Consider the following 15696-nt stretch of genomic DNA (forward strand, 5'->3'; position numbering starts at 1 on the left):
CTTTCCACACCCGCCGCGTCTGTAACCCCTGTACCCCCGCGCCAAGGCGCGCAGTGACAGCGAAGGGAAAGTGCCCTGACCGACAAACCCATGTTCCACCGTTCCGCCGACACCGGACGCGATGCGCCGGGCGGCCCCATGCTCGACCGCCGTGCCGCGAGCGGGCTCCTGCTCTCGCTCTGCAGTCTCGCCTTCGCTCCCGCGCAGGCATTCGCGCAATCCGGGCGTTTCGGCCCGGCCCATCCCTTCGACTGGAAGCGGCTGGTCAAGATGGCCTCCGACCTTGCGAAGAAGCCCTACGCGGCCGTTCCGGATTCGGATAACGCCGCAATCGATTTCGAGGCCTTTGGCGCGCTGACCTATGGCAATGCGCAAAGCCTAGCGGGCAACGTCCGGCTGTTTCCCACAGCGCGCAACGTCGCCCCCAAGCCGGTCAAGATCCACCTCGTCCAAGGCGGACAGGCGCGCGAAGTCGTCGACACCGGCGGGCTCTTCGTAGGCAGTGCGGATGCCAATACCCACGCCGACGCGGCAGGCTTTCGCGTCATGTCGGCCGATGGCCAGACCGACTGGCTCGCCTTTCTCGGTGCCTCGTACTACCGCACTGCGGGAACGAGCGGGCAATACGGCCTCTCCGCAAGGGGCCTCTCGATCGACACCGGGCTCGACACGCCCGAGGAATTCCCCGTCTTCACCCAGTTCTGGCTCGAGAACACCGGCCCCGACACCGCGCGCATCCACGCCCTGCTCGACAGCCCAAGCGCGACCGGTGCCTATTCCTTCGACTGCGCGCGCTCGGATGCCTCGATCGTGCAGGACGTGAAGGCGAAGATCTTCCTGCGCAAGGACGTGCGCCAGCTCGGCATCGCGGCGGCCTCGTCGATGTTCTGGTACGACCAGAACGGCGGCAAGGCCGACTGGCGACCCGAAATCCACGATTCAGACGGGCTCGCCCTGCGCACCGGCAGCGGCGAGCGGATCTGGCGCCCGCTGATCAACCCCTCGCGCATTCGTCTCGACCTGTTCCAGGATACCGATCCCAAGGCCTTCGGCCTGATCCAGCGCGACCGCGACTTCGACCACTATCAGGACGACGGCCTGTTCTACGATCGGCGCCCCTCGCTGTGGATCGAGCCGCAGGGCAACTGGGGCAAGGGCAGCGTATTACTGCTGGAAATGCCGACCGTGGGCGAGACCGACGACAACGTTGCGATGTTCTGGCAACCGGCCAAGCCAGCAAAGGCAGGCGATGCGATGGATTTTGCCTATCGCCTGACCTGGGCCAACACCGATCCCAGCATCGATGCCGTCGCGCACTGCGTAGACAGTTTCGAGGGCCCCGCGACCGTCGCCGGTCTTGCGGCGCGCCGCCCGCCCGAGGGCATCAAGCGCTACGTCTTCGATTTCAAGGGTCCCGCACTTGCAGGGCTGGACCGCAACAGCGGCGTCGAGGCCGCGGTCAGCGTCCCGTCCTCGGCGATCGTATCGACCAGTGCCTATCCTGTCGTCGGACGCGAGGGCGTGTGGCGCGCCGTGCTCGATCTGCGCGAGGCCGAGATCGGCGCCGAGGAATTCCGGTTCTACCTCAAGCGTGGCAACGACGCGCTGAGCGAGACGGTCATCAAGGTGGTCAAGCCATGACACAAGCCGTGCCAGGCGCACTGCGCCCGCTACCCGAGGAAGCTCCGCTGGCGATGCCGGTGCAGCGCCTGCACGGCAGCCCTCCGGGCAAGATCGAGGTCCTGACCCAGCCGCACGGCATGGTGATCAAGCGCGCCTTGCTGATCGCGCTGACAGCGGTTCTGGGCCTCGCCGCATCGAGCGAACTGCGCTTCAGCTTCTCGCGCGACGGGCTCGATGCCTTCGAGATCGCGCTGCTGGTGTTCTTCATCCCGCTGTTCACCTGGATCGCGTTCGGATTCGTGAGCTCTACCGTCGGCTTCCTCAAGCTGATCTCGGGCGAGCACCCCGGCTTTACCGCGATCCCCAGCCCCGCTCAGTCGCTGACCAAGCGGACCGCGGTGCTGATGCCGGTCTACAACGAGAGCGTCGCAGACGTCTTCGGACGGGTGAAGGCGATGACCCGCTCGATCGCGGCGGCGGGCGGCGCGCCCTGGATCGACTTCTTCATCCTGTCCGATTCCAACGAATTGCAGGGCAAGCGCGAATTCGCCGCCTGGCAAGAGGTTGCCGCCGAAAGCCCGGTGCATGTCTACTATCGCCGGCGCGAGAAGAACATCGCGCGCAAACCGGGCAACATCGCCGAATGGGTGGGCCGCTTCGGCGATGCCTACGAATGCATGCTGATCCTCGACGCGGATTCGATGATGAGCGGCGATTCCATCGTCGGCATGGCCTCGATCATGGAGGAACGCCCCTCGATCGGCCTGCTCCAGACGGTGCCGATGATCATCAATGCGCGCACCATCTTCCAGCGCTGGATGCAGTTTGCGAGCGAGGCCTACGGCCCCATCGCATCGGCAGGCCTGCTGTGGTGGTCGGGCTCGGAATCGAACTTCTGGGGACACAACGCGATCGTGCGCACGCGTGCCTTCGCGCAGTCCTGCGGGCTGCCAGACCTCCCCGGCAAGCCGCCCTTCGGCGGCCACATCTTGAGCCACGACATGTTCGAATCCGCCCTGCTGCGCCGCCGTGGCTGGGCCGTGCACGTCGTCATGATCGGCGGTTCCTACGAGGAATTCCCGCCGACCATCGTCGACATGGCGATCCGCGACCGGCGCTGGATGCAGGGCAACCTGCAGCACTTGCGCCTGCTCGACACCGCCGGGCTCGACTGGACGAGCCGGCTTCACCTGCTGATCGGCGCCTCGGCCTATCTCACCTCGCCCGGATGGCTGCTGCTGCTGCTTGTGACGATCGCCCAGAGCGCGAGCATGCTTGGTTTCGGTGGCGGTGCCGGGTTCGTCCGCGCTGCACCGCCCAGCGTGCTGTGGCTGACCGTGGTCCTGCTCTTCGGCCCCAAGGCCATGGGGCTGGTGTGGATGCTGGCCGATCGCCAGCGGCGCGCCTCTTTCGGCGGGGCCGGTACGATCCTGCGCTCGGTCGCCGCGGAAGTGCCGCTCGCGATCCTCTTCGCCCCGATCACCATGGTCACCCAGACCAAGGCTCTGGCCGGCCTGCTGCTCGGAATTTCCTCGACCTGGTCGACCCAGGCACGCGACGCCCGGCGAATCAAGGTGCGCGAGGTCCTGCCCGATCTGCGCGAACACATCGTGCTCGGGTTGCTGTTCGCGGCCACCGCACTATTCGATCCGGTGACCGCGATCTGGCTCTCGCCACTCACGATCGGCCTGCTGATCTCGCCCTGGTTCATCAGTCTCACTTCGGCTGCGCCCGAAGCACCGCTGCGCGATCCGCATCGCCTGTTTCGGGTACCGCCGCCGACGATCGAGGACCATCCGGAGCTTACCCCTGCGGAAAACCCTGAGAAATCAACTAACCAAGGCAACGGCCTGACCGGCTGATATCAGCACGGCTCAGGGCGAGCGGCCACTTGCGGACCGCTTCTTCAAGAACACTTGCCAAGTCCTGCAACAGTTGCAGGTTTCAGCAACTTATAAGTCAGGAAAAGAAAACGGCCGGAGCAATCCCCCCTGCTCCGGCCGTACTACCTGTCGGACATTCGACAATGTGCGACCCGACGGTGATCTCAGTATTAATCCTTAGATCGCTCTATAGTCGTCAGAATGCCTCCGCGTCCATTGCCATTAGCGACTTTTTACCGGATTTAATCGCAAGAAATGCCGCAGTCGCCCCAGGAAGGACGCGATCGAAGAAGAACTGCGCGGTCGCGAGCTTGGCCTTGTAGAAGTCTGCGTCCTCGACTCCCTCGCTTATACGGGCCCGCGCGATCAAGGATGCCTTGGCGAAAGTATAGGCCATAGCCACCAGTCCGATCAGGCGCAGATAGTCGGTTGCCGCAGCTGCGGCTTCTTCCGGATCGGCCATGCCCTTCTGCGCGATTGTGCCGGTCGAGAGCTGGAGCGCGCCGAAGGCCTTCTCGAGCGCTTCGAACATCTTGCCGAACTCCTCGTCTTCCTTGTTGGCCTCGATGAACTGCGCGACGGGATGGAAGAAGCTGCGCAAGTAGCGGCCCATGTGCGCGGGCATCTTGCGGCCGACGAGGTCGAGCGCCTGAATGCCGTTGGTGCCCTCGTAGATCATGGCGATGCGTGCATCGCGGGCGAGCTGCTCGACGCCGCTCTCGGCGATGTAGCCATGCCCGCCATACACCTGCACGGCGATCTGCGCGCTCTCGTGGCCGAGATCGGTGAACAGCGCCTTGACAACCGGCGTCATCAGCGCGGTGAAGTCCTCGGCGCGCTGCTTCACTTCGGGATCGGTCGAATGCTTTTCGGCGTCGAGCGCACGCGCCACCCAGGCACCGAGCGCACGGCAGCCTTCGTTGTAGGCACGCATGGTGAGCAGCATGCGGCGCACGTCGGGGTGGACGATGATCGGATCGGCGGGGCCGTCCGGGTTCTTGACGCCCGAGAGCGAGCGGCCCTGCAGGCGGTCCTTGGCGTACCACACCGCCGACTGGTAGGCGATTTCACCAACGCCAAGCCCCTGAATGCCGACCGAGACGCGCTCGGTGTTCATCATCGTGAACATGGCTTCCATGCCCTTGTGCGGCTTGCCGACCAGCCAGCCGGTGCTCTCGTCGAAGTTGAGCTGGCAGGTGGCCGAGGCCTTGAGCCCCATCTTGTGCTCGATGGCAGCGACCGAGACGCCGTTCGAGGGTCCGGGAGTGCCATCGTCCTTGGGCAGGTACTTGGGCACCAGGAACAAGGAGATACCCTTAACCCCCGGAGGCGCGTCGGGCATGCGCGCGAGGACGAGGTGGACGATATTCTCGGTGAGATCGTGCTCGCCTGCCGAGATGAAGATCTTCGCGCCGGTCAGCTTGTACGAGCCGTCATCCTGCGGCACGGCCTTGGTGCGCAACATCCCAAGGTCCGTGCCGCAGTGGGGCTCGGTCAGGCACATGGTGCCCGACCATTCCCCGGAAACCATCTTCGGCAGGTAGAACTGCTTCAGTTCGTCCGACGCATAGCCCTCGATCGCGGTGGTCGCGCCGTGGGTCAGGCCCGGGTAGAGGCTGAACGAGAGGTTGGCCGAGCAGATCATCTCCTCGGTCAGCTTGTTCACCGCCTCGGGCAGGCCCTGCCCGCCCCATTCGGGATCGGAGGCGAGCGCGCACCAGCCACCCTCGCGGAACATCTCGTAGGCCTGCTTGAAGCCCTCCGGGGTGCGCACCACCCCGTTCTCGAGCTTGCAGCCCTCGATGTCGCCGCTGCGGTTGAGCGGCAGGAGCACTTCCTGCGCGACCTTGGCCGCCTCTTCGAGCACTGCCTCGGTGAGGTCGGGCGTGAATTCGGCCATGGCTTCGAGATCGCCGAAACCGTCATCGGCATGAAGCTCGTTGAGCACGAACTTCATGTCGCGCAAGGGGGCTTCGTAAACCTGCATTGTCACTCTCCTCGCGGGAGCGCCGCAGCGACGCTCCCGTATTATTCTTGTCAGTTCCTGAGCGGCTTGCCGGTCTCGAGCATGTGCTCGACCCGCGCGATCGAACGCGGCGAGCGAACCAGCTTCATGAAGGCATCGCGCTCCAGCTTGAGCAGCTCCTGCTCGCTCACGGTGTCGACGAGATCGGCATCGCCGCCCGTCAGCACTTCGGCGAGCGCATCCGAGACGACGAGGTCGTAGTCGGTGGCGAGACCGCGCTTGTGGAAGCCTTGTGCCGCGAGCGAGAGACCGACCCGCCCGGTATCGCCCGGCAGCTTGAACTCGGGCGCCTCGGGCGGGGTATAGCCCTCGACCATCGCCAGAGCCTTTTGCCGCGCATCGTAAAGCACGCGGTCGCGGTTCATCGTCACGCCGTCATCGGGGCGCAGGAACAGCATTTCCTTGGCCTGCGCGGCAGACTTGGAAACGGTCGCGGTCGAGACGGTCTCGAAGACCTTGCCGACAGGCGGCATCGGCCCCTTGGGCATGCCGCGCGCGTTGCGGGCACGCTCGAGCATCTCGCCATTGCCGCCCCAGCCGGGAACGAGCCCGACGCCGCACTCGACGAGCCCGGTGTAAAGCTCGGCATGTGCCTGGATCGCGTCGCAATGGAGCAGGATCTCGCACCCGCCGCCCAGCGCCATGCCCGCAGGCGCACCGACCACTGGAAACGGCGCATACTTGAGGCCCTTGTAGGCCATCTGACCGCCCGCGACGAGCTTCTCGATCTCCGAATAGGCGGCGATGTTGACCGCGAACATGGCAAGGCCGAGGTTGGCACCGGCCGAGAAGTTCGCGCCGTCGTTGTATACGACCATCGCCTTGTACTGGGCCTGCACGATCGGCAGCGCCTTGACGATCAGCTTCATCACCTCGCCATCGAGCGCGTTCATCTTGCCGGTAAACTCGAGGCACACCACGCCCTCGCCGATGTCCCAGAGCGCCGCCGAGGCGTTCTTGATGATCGGCTTGGACGCGAGCTTGATATCGGCAAGGCTGAGCACGCCCTCGGCTCGCACCACATCGTGGTATTCGCCATCGAGGCCGAGGAACTGGCGCTTGCCATCCTCGATCCGGTAGAAGCTGCGCTCGCCCGCGATCTTGAGAATCTCGGGCACGGGCTTGCCCTCGGCCTCGAGCCGCTTTGCAAGATAGGCAGCGCCCAGCTTGTCGATCATCTCGAAGGGGCCGTGCTTCCAGTTGTAGCCCAGCTTCATCGTGTCATCGATCGCGACCACGTCGTCGGCCGCCTCGGGCACGAGGCTCGCGGCATAGGCCAGCGTTCCGCCCAGGATCGCCCAGGCATAGGCGCCGATATCGCCTTTGGTCTCGACCAGCTTGCGCAGGTCGCCCTTGGCCGCAGCCCCGCGCGGACCGGCAGGACGCGCGGCCGCGTGGTACTCGCCGCTGACAAGGTCGATGACCTCCTTCTGGCGGCCCTTTTCCTTGTTGAGGCGGTAGAACCCACCCTTGCCCTTGCGACCGGTATAGCCATCCGCGATCATCTTCTCGATCAGCGGGATCTCGCGGGCGATCGCCTGATAGGGATCGTCCTTGGGCAGCGTCGAGGTCAGGCTCGCCTGAAGGTGCGGCATGAGATCGATGCCGACGAGGTCGACGAGGCCGAAAATGCCGGTCTTGGGAACGCCCATCGGCTTGCCCGCGACGGCATCGGCAAGCTCGACCGAGAGGCCCATGTCGAAGGCCGCATTGAGACCGAGCTGGATCCACAAGGTGCCGATACGGTTAGCGATAAAGCCGGGCGTATCCTTGGCCGCGACCACGGTTTTGCCCAGCGCGACGTCGGCGAACTGCTCGACCTTGTCGGCAACACCCGCATCGGTCGCGGGGCCAGTGACGATCTCCATCAGCCGCATGTAGCGCGGCGGGTTGAAGAAGTGAGTGATCAGGAAGTCGGCCTTGAACGCATCCGAGCGGCCCTCGACGAGGTTCGCGAGCGGGATCGTCGAGGTGTTCGACGAGACCGCGCAGCCCGGCTGCTTGAGTGCCTCGAGCTTCTCGTAAAGGCCCTGCTTGATGTCGAGCCGCTCGATCACCGCCTCGATGATCCAGTCGCATTCGGCGACCTTTTCGAGATGGTCCTCGATGTTGCCGGTCTCGACCAGCTTTGCCGCCGACTTGCTCATAAAGGGAGCAGGCTCGGTCTTGAGCATCCTGGCGACCGCGCCTTCGGCGATCGCGTTGCGGTTGTTGCCCTGCTTGGGAACGATGTCGAGCAACAGCACGGGCACACCGGCATTGGCGACCTGCGCCGCAATGCCCGCGCCCATCGTGCCGGCGCCGATCACGCAGACTTTCTGGATAGGCTTGCTCATTCGACTGACTCCAGAACGGTGGCGATACCCTGACCGCCGCCGATGCACTGGCTGGCGAGCGCGTACTTGCCGCCCTCACGCTTCAGCAGCGAGGCAGCCTTGCCGACGATGCGCGCACCGGTTGCGCCAAGCGGGTGGCCAATGGCGATGGCGCCGCCGTCGATGTTGGTTTTCGTGCTGTCGAAGCCAAGGTCCTTGATGCAGGCGAGTGCCTGCGAGGCGAAGGCCTCGTTCAGTTCGACGACGCTGAGATCGCTCGCCGAGATGCCGGCGCGCTCCATCGCCTTCTGGCTGGAGAGGATCGGGCCAAGGCCCATGGTCTCGGGCGCGCAGCCCGAAATCGCGACCGACTTGATGCGCGCGAGGATCGGCAGCCCCTTGGCCTTGGCATAGGCCTCGGTGGTGACGAGCACGGCGCTGGCACCGTCGGTCAGCGGCGAGGAGGTGCCGGCCGTGACCGAGCCATTGGCATCGAAGGCGGGCTTCAGGCCTGCAAGGCCTTCTGCCGTGGTCTCTGCGCGGATGGTGCCGTCTTGGTCGATCACGCCGCCCTTGGTCTGGATCGGCACGATCTCGTCGGCGAACTTGCCCGCATCGCGCGCGGCTGCGGCGCGCTTCTGGCTTTCGAGGGCCAGCGCTTCCTGATCGGCACGCGCGATCTGGTACTTGGTCGCGACGTTCTCGGCCGTCTCGCCCATGCCCATGTAGGCCGCAGACTTGTCGGCCAGTGCGCGGTTGGGCATCGGGTTGAAGCCCATCATCGGCACGCGGCTCATCGATTCGACGCCTGCGCAGATGAAGGCCTCACCCGCACCCAGTGCGATCTGGCCCATGGCAATGTGGATTGCGCTCATCGAGGAGCCGCAGAAGCGGTTGACGGTCATGCCGCCGACCGACAGCGGCAGGTCGGCCAGCAGCCCGATCAGGCGCGCGACATTGAGACCCTGCTCGCCTTCGGGAAAGGCGCAGCCGACGATGAGGTCCTCGATGTCGGCGGCATCGACACCGGTGCGGTCGATCAGGCCACGGATGACCTGCGCGGCGAGATCGTCCGGGCGGACACGAGACAGCGCCCCTTTGCCGGCAAGGTGAAAGGGAGAGCGGGCGTAACCCGCAATGACGACGCTATCCATGCATTCTCTCCGTGGGCGTTACCGACCTCTCGAATCCGGGTCGATCAAACTTCTTCCCTTAAGGTGCGATTCTTTCCCTATACGTCAAGCAATTTTTGCGCTATCGAATCCTCAACACGGCCGGCCCGTATCAGGTTCCGCGAAAGGAACGGGGTCAGGATCGTGATAGTGAGAGGATACTGGATTGCGCATGAAACCCGTGAAATTCGCGAGTCTGACGCTCGCTGCCACCCTTCTGTCCGCCCTTCCCGCAACCGCGCCCGCCTCTGCTGCCGAAGGTGATTCGGTGCTCGGCACCTGGCGTGCCGCCAGCAAGAACGGCGTGATCGAGATTTCCCGTTGCGGCACCTCGATCTGCGGCAAGCTGATGAATTCGGACCTGATCCGCACCAATCCCGAGCTGCTCGACGTCCACAACAAGGACGAGGCCAAGCGCACCCGCAAGCTCAAGGGACTGCAGATCCTCGGCGGGTTCGAGCGCGACGACGGAAAATGGACCGGCGGCTCGATCTACAACCCCGAGGATGGCGGTACCTACAAGGCGACGATCACCCCGGCGGGTCCCGACACGCTCAAGCTCAAGGGATGCATCGTCTGGCCCTTGTGCAAGACACAGACCTGGACGAGAATGAAATAAGGCTACAAGCCACTATAATAGCAAAACTCCAAATCGAATGAATGTTTCTTGGGAGAGAACTGAATGAATACCTCGATGGGTCGCCTCCTCGTGTCGGGCGCGAGTCTCGCGACGGCCATGTCGCTGGCCGGTACCGCACATGCCCAGGCCTTCTATCTTCAGGAGCAGTCCGTACGCGGCCAGGGCCGCGCCTTCTCGGGCGAAGCTGCCGACACCGGCATTGAATCGATCTGGTGGAACCCTGCGTCCATCGCGGGGACGCAAGGCGGCGAAGCCTCGCTGCACGCCAGCGCCATCCTGCCGCGCGGCAAGGTCTCGGACGACGGCACCATAATCGTGCGTCCGGGCACCACCGGTGAGCCGATCGGCGGCAACGCGGTCTCGAAGGACCCAATCAACAACGGCGTGCTGCCCTCTGGTGCCATCGCCTACGGCTTCGGCAAGGTTGCTGTCGGTCTCGCGATCAGTGCGCCTTACAACTTCACCACGGATTACGACGACGACAGCTGGGCGCGTTACACTGCCGACAAGACCGAGCTGCGCACCTTCGACATCCAGCCCACCGTCGCGGTAGAGCTGGCGCCCGGCATCAACGTCGGCGGCGGACTCAACATCGAGTACGCCAAGGCGAGCCTTGGCAATGCGCTGCCCAACCTTTCCTCCGCGCTTCCCGACGGCCACCAGGAACTGAAGGGCAACGGCTGGGACATCGGCTGGTCGGTCGGCGCGCAGCTGCATCGCGGCCCGGTTTCGGTCGGTCTCGCCTACAAGTCCGCGATTAAGCACAAGCTCGACGGATCGGTCACGGTCGAGGGTCTGGTCGGGCCGCTTGCCGCGCAGAACCGCTCGATCGATGCGACCGCGACCTTTTCGACCCCTTGGCAGGCAATCGGCTCGATCCGTTTCCGCGCCACCGACCAGCTGACGCTCAACTTCCAGACCGTGCGTTATGGCTGGAGCGAATTCGACGCGATCCGCCTCGGCGCACCGCTCAACACCGCGATCCCCGAGAACTACCGGGACACCTGGAGCTTCGCAGGCGGTGTCGACTACATGATCGATCCGCAGTGGACCGTTCGTGCAGGCGTGCAATACGGCCAGACCCCGACCCGCGACGGCGAGCGTGACGCACGCGTGCCCGACTCCGACCGCCTCAACTTCTCGGCGGGTACGAGCTATGCGCTCAGCGATCGTTTCACCATCGATGCGGCGGCCTCGTACATCTCGTTCGAGGACACCACGATCGACCGCACGACCGCTGCTTACGCAGGCACTGCGGTGCAGACCCCGATCCTCGTGGACGGTTCCCTCACGGACGCATCCGCTCTCGTGTTTTCGCTTGGTGCAAGGATGAAGTTCTGATGGGACACGCGGCGACGATCGGCGGCAATGACCGCCCGGCAACCAACAGCTCCTCCCAACAGCCGGACGAGATGCCGCCGATCGCGCCGCGGCTTCTGACCGAGCTGCTCGACCATGCGGTCGAGCGGCACGGCGACTGGACCGCCATCGACTTCATGGGGCGGACCTGGACTTACGATGAAATCGGCACGAAGGTTCAGCGCGCGGCTCGGGGCCTGCAGGACCTTGGCGTCGTAAAGGGCACGCGCGTTGGCCTGTGCCTTCCCAACACCCCTTATTACGTGATCCTCTATTTCGCGATCCTGCGCATCGGCGGCGTGGTGGTGAACTTCAACCCGCTCTACACCGAGCGCGAGATGGCACATCTCGTCGAGGATTCGGGCGCAGAGATCCTCGTCTCGACCGACCTCGAGATCTCGCTGCCCAAGGTCGCTGCCCTGCTCGGCAAGCACCAGCTCAAGCGGGTTATCGTGTGCCCCTTCGCCGATGCCCTGCCCTCGCTCAAGCGCGGCGCGTTCCTGCTGTTCAAGCGCCGCGACATCGCCGACGTGCCCGAGCACGACCTGCGCTACGTCTGGTACGAGGACCTCGTCGCGCGCGGCGATGCGCCCGATCCGGTCGAGCGCGATCCCGCCGATCTTGCAGTATTGCAGTACACCGGCGGCACCACCGGCGTGCCCAAGGGCGCGATGCTCAGCCACGCCAACCTCACTGCCAATTCGGCGCAAATGATCGCGCACGTCGGTCACATGCCCGACGAGCAGGAGCGCACGCTGGGCGTCCTGCCGCTGTTCCACGTCTTCGCGCTGACGACGGTGCTCAACTACTCGATCGACACCGCCGCCGAGATGATCCTCCTGCCGCGCTTCGAGATGAAGTCTTTCCTCAAGACCGCGCTGCGCACCAAGCCCACCCAGTTCTTCGGTGTGCCCACTTTGTACACCGCGCTCAACGGCGAGGAGACGCACGGTGCCTTCTCCAGCGTGCGCGTGTGCGTCTCGGGCGGTGCGCCGCTGCCCCTCGAAGTCCGCCACAAGTTCGAGGAACGCACCGGGGTGCGCGTGGTCGAGGGCTATGGCCTTTCCGAGGCCAGCCCGATCATCACCTGCAACCCGCTCGAAGGGGTGGTGAAGGACAATTCGTGCGGCCCCGCCTTCCCCGGCACCACGATCGAGATCCGCGACCCCGACAACCTCGAGCGCATTTGCGAACGGGGCGAAAAGGGCGAGGTCTGCGCGCGCGGTCCGCAGGTCATGACGGGCTACTGGAAGCGTCCCGAGGATTCGGCGCGCACCTTCACTCACGGCGCTCTGCGCACGGGCGACATCGGCTATCTCGACGAGGATGGCTACCTGTTCCTCGTCGACCGCATCAAGGACGTGATCCTTTGCGGCGGCTACAACGTCTACCCGCGCATCATCGAGGAAGGCATCTACGAGCACCCTGCCATCGCCGAGGCGGTCGTAATCGGCATCCCGCATCCCTATCGCGGTCAGGCGCCCAAGGCCTTCGTCACGCTCAAGCCCGGCGAAAGCCTGACATCCGAGGAACTACTGGCTTTTCTGAGCGAGAGGCTTAACAAGATCGAGATGCCTTCCGCGATTGAATTCCGCGACACCTTGCCCAAGACCCTCGTCGGCAAGCTCTCGAAGAAAGAGCTCGTCGCGGAGGAAGAGGCGCGCCGCGCGGCTGACGGAAACGCGGCATGAGCGCGGCGCAACCGGCACGCGCGCAAGACGTGCCGGACGCGGGCGGCAATGACGCCACGCCGCGCGAGGAAATCTTCGGCATTCAGGAAGCGGCCAGCCTGCTCGGCGTGACCATGCGGACCTTGCGCTTCTACGAGGACAAGGGCCTGATCGCGCCTCAGCGCGCCGGCACCGCACGCATCTATTCGCGCCGCGAGATCGGCCGCATGCAACTGATCCTGCGCGGCAAGCGGCTCGGTTTCTCGATCCGCGAGATCGGCGAATTCCTCGACCTTTACGACGCCGACCCCGAACACGTGGAGCAGGTCCGCCAGCTCACGGTGCGCATTTCCGAGCGCATCGCGGACTTGCGCAAGCAGCGCATCGCCATCGAGGAGACGCTCGAGGAACTGCTATCGATCGAACAGCAGGCGCACAACTGGCTCGAAGGCGAGCGCAAGGATGACTAAGGCCCCGGCGCAAGCGGTCGAGGGCCTGCGTGACCTGCTTACCGTAGAAAGGCTCGACACCGACCTGTTCCGGGCTCCCGCCACGGCTGAAAAGCCCGGTCGGGTGTTCGGCGGACAAGTCATCGGCCAGGCACTGAGCGCGGCTGCGGCCACCGCCGATCCCGAGCGTCAGGCCCACTCGCTCCATGCCTATTTCATGCGCGCGGGCGACGTGCAAAAGCCCATCATCTACCGCGTGCTGTCCGACTTCGACGGCGGAAGCTTTTCCAGCCGCCGGGTCGTCGCGGTTCAGGACGGACGGCCGATCCTCAACCTCGCTGCCTCGTTTCACCGCGCCGAGGAAGGCTTTGCCCATGCCTGCGCCATGCCGCAGGTCCCCTCGCCCGCGGAATGTCCCGATTTCCGCGCCGCGCTGGAGATGACCGGGCAGAAAATGCCGCGCCTGCTGCTGGAAAAGCTGGCTCCCTTCGACATCCGCGTCGGCAAGCCTTCCCCGCAAGGCCGCGACGGATCGCAGCTGCCAACGCAGTACCTGTGGTTCAAGCTAGCGCACCCGCTCGGGCTCGACGCCAGCCTGCAACGCGTGCTGCTGGCCTATGCGAGCGACTTTGCCCTGCTCACCACTTCGGTCCTGCCCCATCCGGCAACGTTCTTCTCGCCGCAACTGCAGGGCGCCAGCCTCGATCATGCGATGTGGTTCCATGCGACACCCGACACCGACGACTGGCTGCTCTACGCCATGGACAGCCCCTGGGCCGGACATGCGCGCGGCTTTGCGCGCGGCAGCCTTTACGACAGCAGCGGGACGCTGGTCGCCAACACCGCGCAAGAAGGCCTGATCCGCCCGCTCAACCCATGACCAGACGCGCTGCGCTGGCTCCGGCGAGCCTGCCCAGCGTCGTCGCGGTCAGCAGGCCGTTGCCTGCCAGATAGCCATAGGCCCCCTCGCCCGAGATGCCGCGCGCCGCACCGCCCCCGGCGAAGAGATTGGGCAGTGGCTTTCCGTCCTCGCGGCACACCCGCGCCATGCCATCGACGAGCAGGCCGCCCTGCGTATGGAACAAGGCTCCGGTCACCCGCGCCGCGTAGTAGGGAGCTGCCAGCAGCTTGGCGGGATCGAAGCTGCGCCCCCAGCGATCGGGCACCTCGCCGCGTGCAGCCGCGGCAACCGCATCGAGGGTCTGCGACAGCGCAGCCTCCGGCACCCGGATCGCCTTCGCGAGATCCGGCAAGGTCGGTGCACTGACAACCGCGCCCGCACGCAAGGCATCGCGATAGTCGTCGAAGTCGCTCATCAAGCGGTGCAGCCTCTCGTCGAACACCGAGAAGGCCATGTGTCCGGCTTGCGCGTTCACCTTCGCAGCCTGCTCGGAATAGCCCGCGCTCTCGTCGGAAAAGCGTTCGCCCGCCACATTGACCTGGATGCCGCCTTCCATGATCAACGGCCACAGGATCGGGATGCCATGGCCGAGCGCCAGACCGCCATGGCCCTGATATCCGGTCATGTCGGCCAGACCCGCGCCGAGTGCCTCACCCCACCGGAGCGCGTCGCCCTTGTTGCCGGGGTGCCCGTGGAAGGTGGCCTCGGCCATCTCGGGAATGAAGCGCGCGACCAGTTCCGGATCGCCCGCGAAGCCCGAGCAGGCGAGCACCAGCGCATCGCAGGTCACTGTCTCGCGTGTGCCGTCGGGCCTGGCGAAGACAACACCGGTGACGCGCTCGCCCCCGGCCCCCGCCTCGTGCATCACCTGCTCCACCGTCGCCTCGGTGAGGATCGGTATCTGCGCCTCGCCGCAAGCCGCCTCGAGCGCGGCCATCAGTTCGCCGCCGGTGCGGTTGGGCGTCCCGTACATGCGCCGCACGCTGTGTCCGGGATAGAGAAAGCCGTCGACCAGCGAGAGCGGCACGCCATGCACATCGCGCATCCACGCGATCGTCTCGACGGATTCGCGTGCGATCGCCAGGGCCATGGCGGGGTCGGTCAGCCCGCGGGTCTTGGCCATGATGTCGGCGGCGAAGACCTCGGGGCTGTCGACGATCCCTGCCTGCGCCTGCTCGGACGTGCCCGATGCGGGGATCAGGCCGGTCGACATGGCGGTCGAGCCGAGCGGGGTCGCATCGCGTTCGAGCACCAGCACCTCCACGCCCGCATCATGCGCGGCAAGAGCTGCCGTAAGGCCGGTTCCACCGCCCCCCACGATCACCACGGGGAAGTGCAGGGTCTCGCTCATACTCGTGCTCCTTTGCGCCGGAGCACGAGACTAGTGCCTGCGCCGGGACACCGCACGCCGGGCATCGCGCGCTGCCCGTCAGATGGACAGGCGCGCAATGCCCGGCAGCGCGGCCTTGGTTACAGCAGCGACTTGAGCGGGGTCTCCTTGTCGGCGAGCTTAGCCGGATCGGCTTCCAGTCCCGCCTCGACGAGCTTGCGGCCCTGGACGTAGTCCTTGACCATGTTGACGCAGTCGAGCGCGATCACGCGGCCTTGCCTGAGGTAAATGACCGAGAAGCTGCGTTCGTCCGGATCGCCGCGCATCA

Annotated in this window: 12 protein-coding genes; 7 read left to right on the forward strand and 5 right to left on the reverse strand. The window is 65.4% G+C overall.

The window, feature by feature from the left end; translation table 11 throughout:
- Positions 1 to 90 precede the first annotated feature (90 nt).
- Together I5E68_RS19475 and mdoH are read left to right on the forward strand one after the other, a co-directional pair.
- Positions 91 to 1641: an OpgD/OpgG family glucan biosynthesis protein gene (locus I5E68_RS19475; RefSeq protein WP_228727389.1), complete on the forward strand. Its 1551-nt coding sequence runs from the start codon at positions 91 to 93 to the stop codon at positions 1639 to 1641.
- The gene (gene mdoH, locus I5E68_RS19480) at positions 1638 to 3485 is read left to right on the forward strand and encodes a glucans biosynthesis glucosyltransferase MdoH (protein WP_197167327.1); all 1848 of its coding nucleotides are present in this window, start codon (positions 1638 to 1640) and stop codon (positions 3483 to 3485) included. Before I5E68_RS19475 ends, mdoH begins: the two co-directional genes overlap by 4 nt.
- A 217-nt stretch (positions 3486 to 3702) precedes the next feature.
- Here the strand turns inward: mdoH and I5E68_RS19485 are convergent, their stop codons facing one another.
- Genes I5E68_RS19485 through I5E68_RS19495 form a run of 3 tightly spaced genes read right to left on the reverse strand, consistent with a single transcriptional unit; the run spans position 3703 to position 9001 of the window.
- Entirely contained in the window at positions 3703 to 5493 is a 1791-nt protein-coding gene (locus I5E68_RS19485) for an acyl-CoA dehydrogenase C-terminal domain-containing protein (RefSeq protein ID WP_197167328.1), read from the reverse strand.
- A 50-nt stretch (positions 5494 to 5543) separates the two neighbouring features.
- A complete protein-coding gene (locus I5E68_RS19490; protein WP_197167329.1) occupies positions 5544 to 7868 on the reverse strand; it encodes a 3-hydroxyacyl-CoA dehydrogenase/enoyl-CoA hydratase family protein in 2325 nt (774 codons plus the stop codon).
- Positions 7865 to 9001, reverse strand: coding sequence for a thiolase family protein (locus I5E68_RS19495; RefSeq protein WP_197167330.1), 1137 nt, complete (start codon positions 8999 to 9001; stop codon positions 7865 to 7867). Before I5E68_RS19495 ends, I5E68_RS19490 begins: the two co-directional genes overlap by 4 nt.
- Before the next feature lie 190 nt (positions 9002 to 9191).
- Here I5E68_RS19495 and I5E68_RS19500 point away from each other — a divergent pair, with 190 nt between their 5' ends.
- The 5 genes from I5E68_RS19500 (at position 9192) to I5E68_RS19520 (ending at position 14017) form a co-directional block, all read left to right on the forward strand.
- A complete protein-coding gene (locus I5E68_RS19500; protein WP_197167331.1) occupies positions 9192 to 9638 on the forward strand; it encodes a DUF2147 domain-containing protein in 447 nt (148 codons plus the stop codon).
- A 63-nt stretch (positions 9639 to 9701) separates the two neighbouring features.
- Complete coding sequence (locus tag I5E68_RS19505) at positions 9702 to 11000, forward strand: OmpP1/FadL family transporter (protein WP_197167337.1); 1299 nt, start codon at positions 9702 to 9704, stop codon at positions 10998 to 11000.
- Complete coding sequence (locus I5E68_RS19510; RefSeq protein WP_197167338.1) at positions 11000 to 12709, forward strand: long-chain-fatty-acid--CoA ligase; 1710 nt, start codon at positions 11000 to 11002, stop codon at positions 12707 to 12709. The genes I5E68_RS19505 and I5E68_RS19510 overlap by 1 nt, the downstream gene beginning before the upstream one ends.
- Positions 12706 to 13158, forward strand: coding sequence for a MerR family transcriptional regulator (locus I5E68_RS19515; RefSeq protein WP_197167339.1), 453 nt, complete (start codon positions 12706 to 12708; stop codon positions 13156 to 13158). The genes I5E68_RS19510 and I5E68_RS19515 overlap by 4 nt, the downstream gene beginning before the upstream one ends.
- Positions 13151 to 14017, forward strand: coding sequence for an acyl-CoA thioesterase (locus I5E68_RS19520; protein ID WP_197167341.1), 867 nt, complete (start codon positions 13151 to 13153; stop codon positions 14015 to 14017). Before I5E68_RS19515 ends, I5E68_RS19520 begins: the two co-directional genes overlap by 8 nt.
- Here I5E68_RS19520 and I5E68_RS19525 read toward each other — a convergent pair.
- Positions 14007 to 15389 (reverse strand): FAD-dependent oxidoreductase, encoded by a 1383-nt coding sequence (locus tag I5E68_RS19525; protein WP_228727390.1) that lies wholly within the window; start codon positions 15387 to 15389, stop codon positions 14007 to 14009. The genes I5E68_RS19520 and I5E68_RS19525 overlap by 11 nt on opposite strands.
- 119 nt (positions 15390 to 15508) lie before the next feature.
- The coding region (locus tag I5E68_RS19530; protein WP_323982230.1) for an oxidoreductase C-terminal domain-containing protein at positions 15509 to 15696 on the reverse strand (188 nt) is incomplete at its 5' end.

The sequence above is a fragment of the Novosphingobium aureum genome (assembly GCF_015865035.1).
Classification (GTDB): Bacteria; Pseudomonadota; Alphaproteobacteria; order Sphingomonadales; family Sphingomonadaceae; genus Novosphingobium; species Novosphingobium aureum.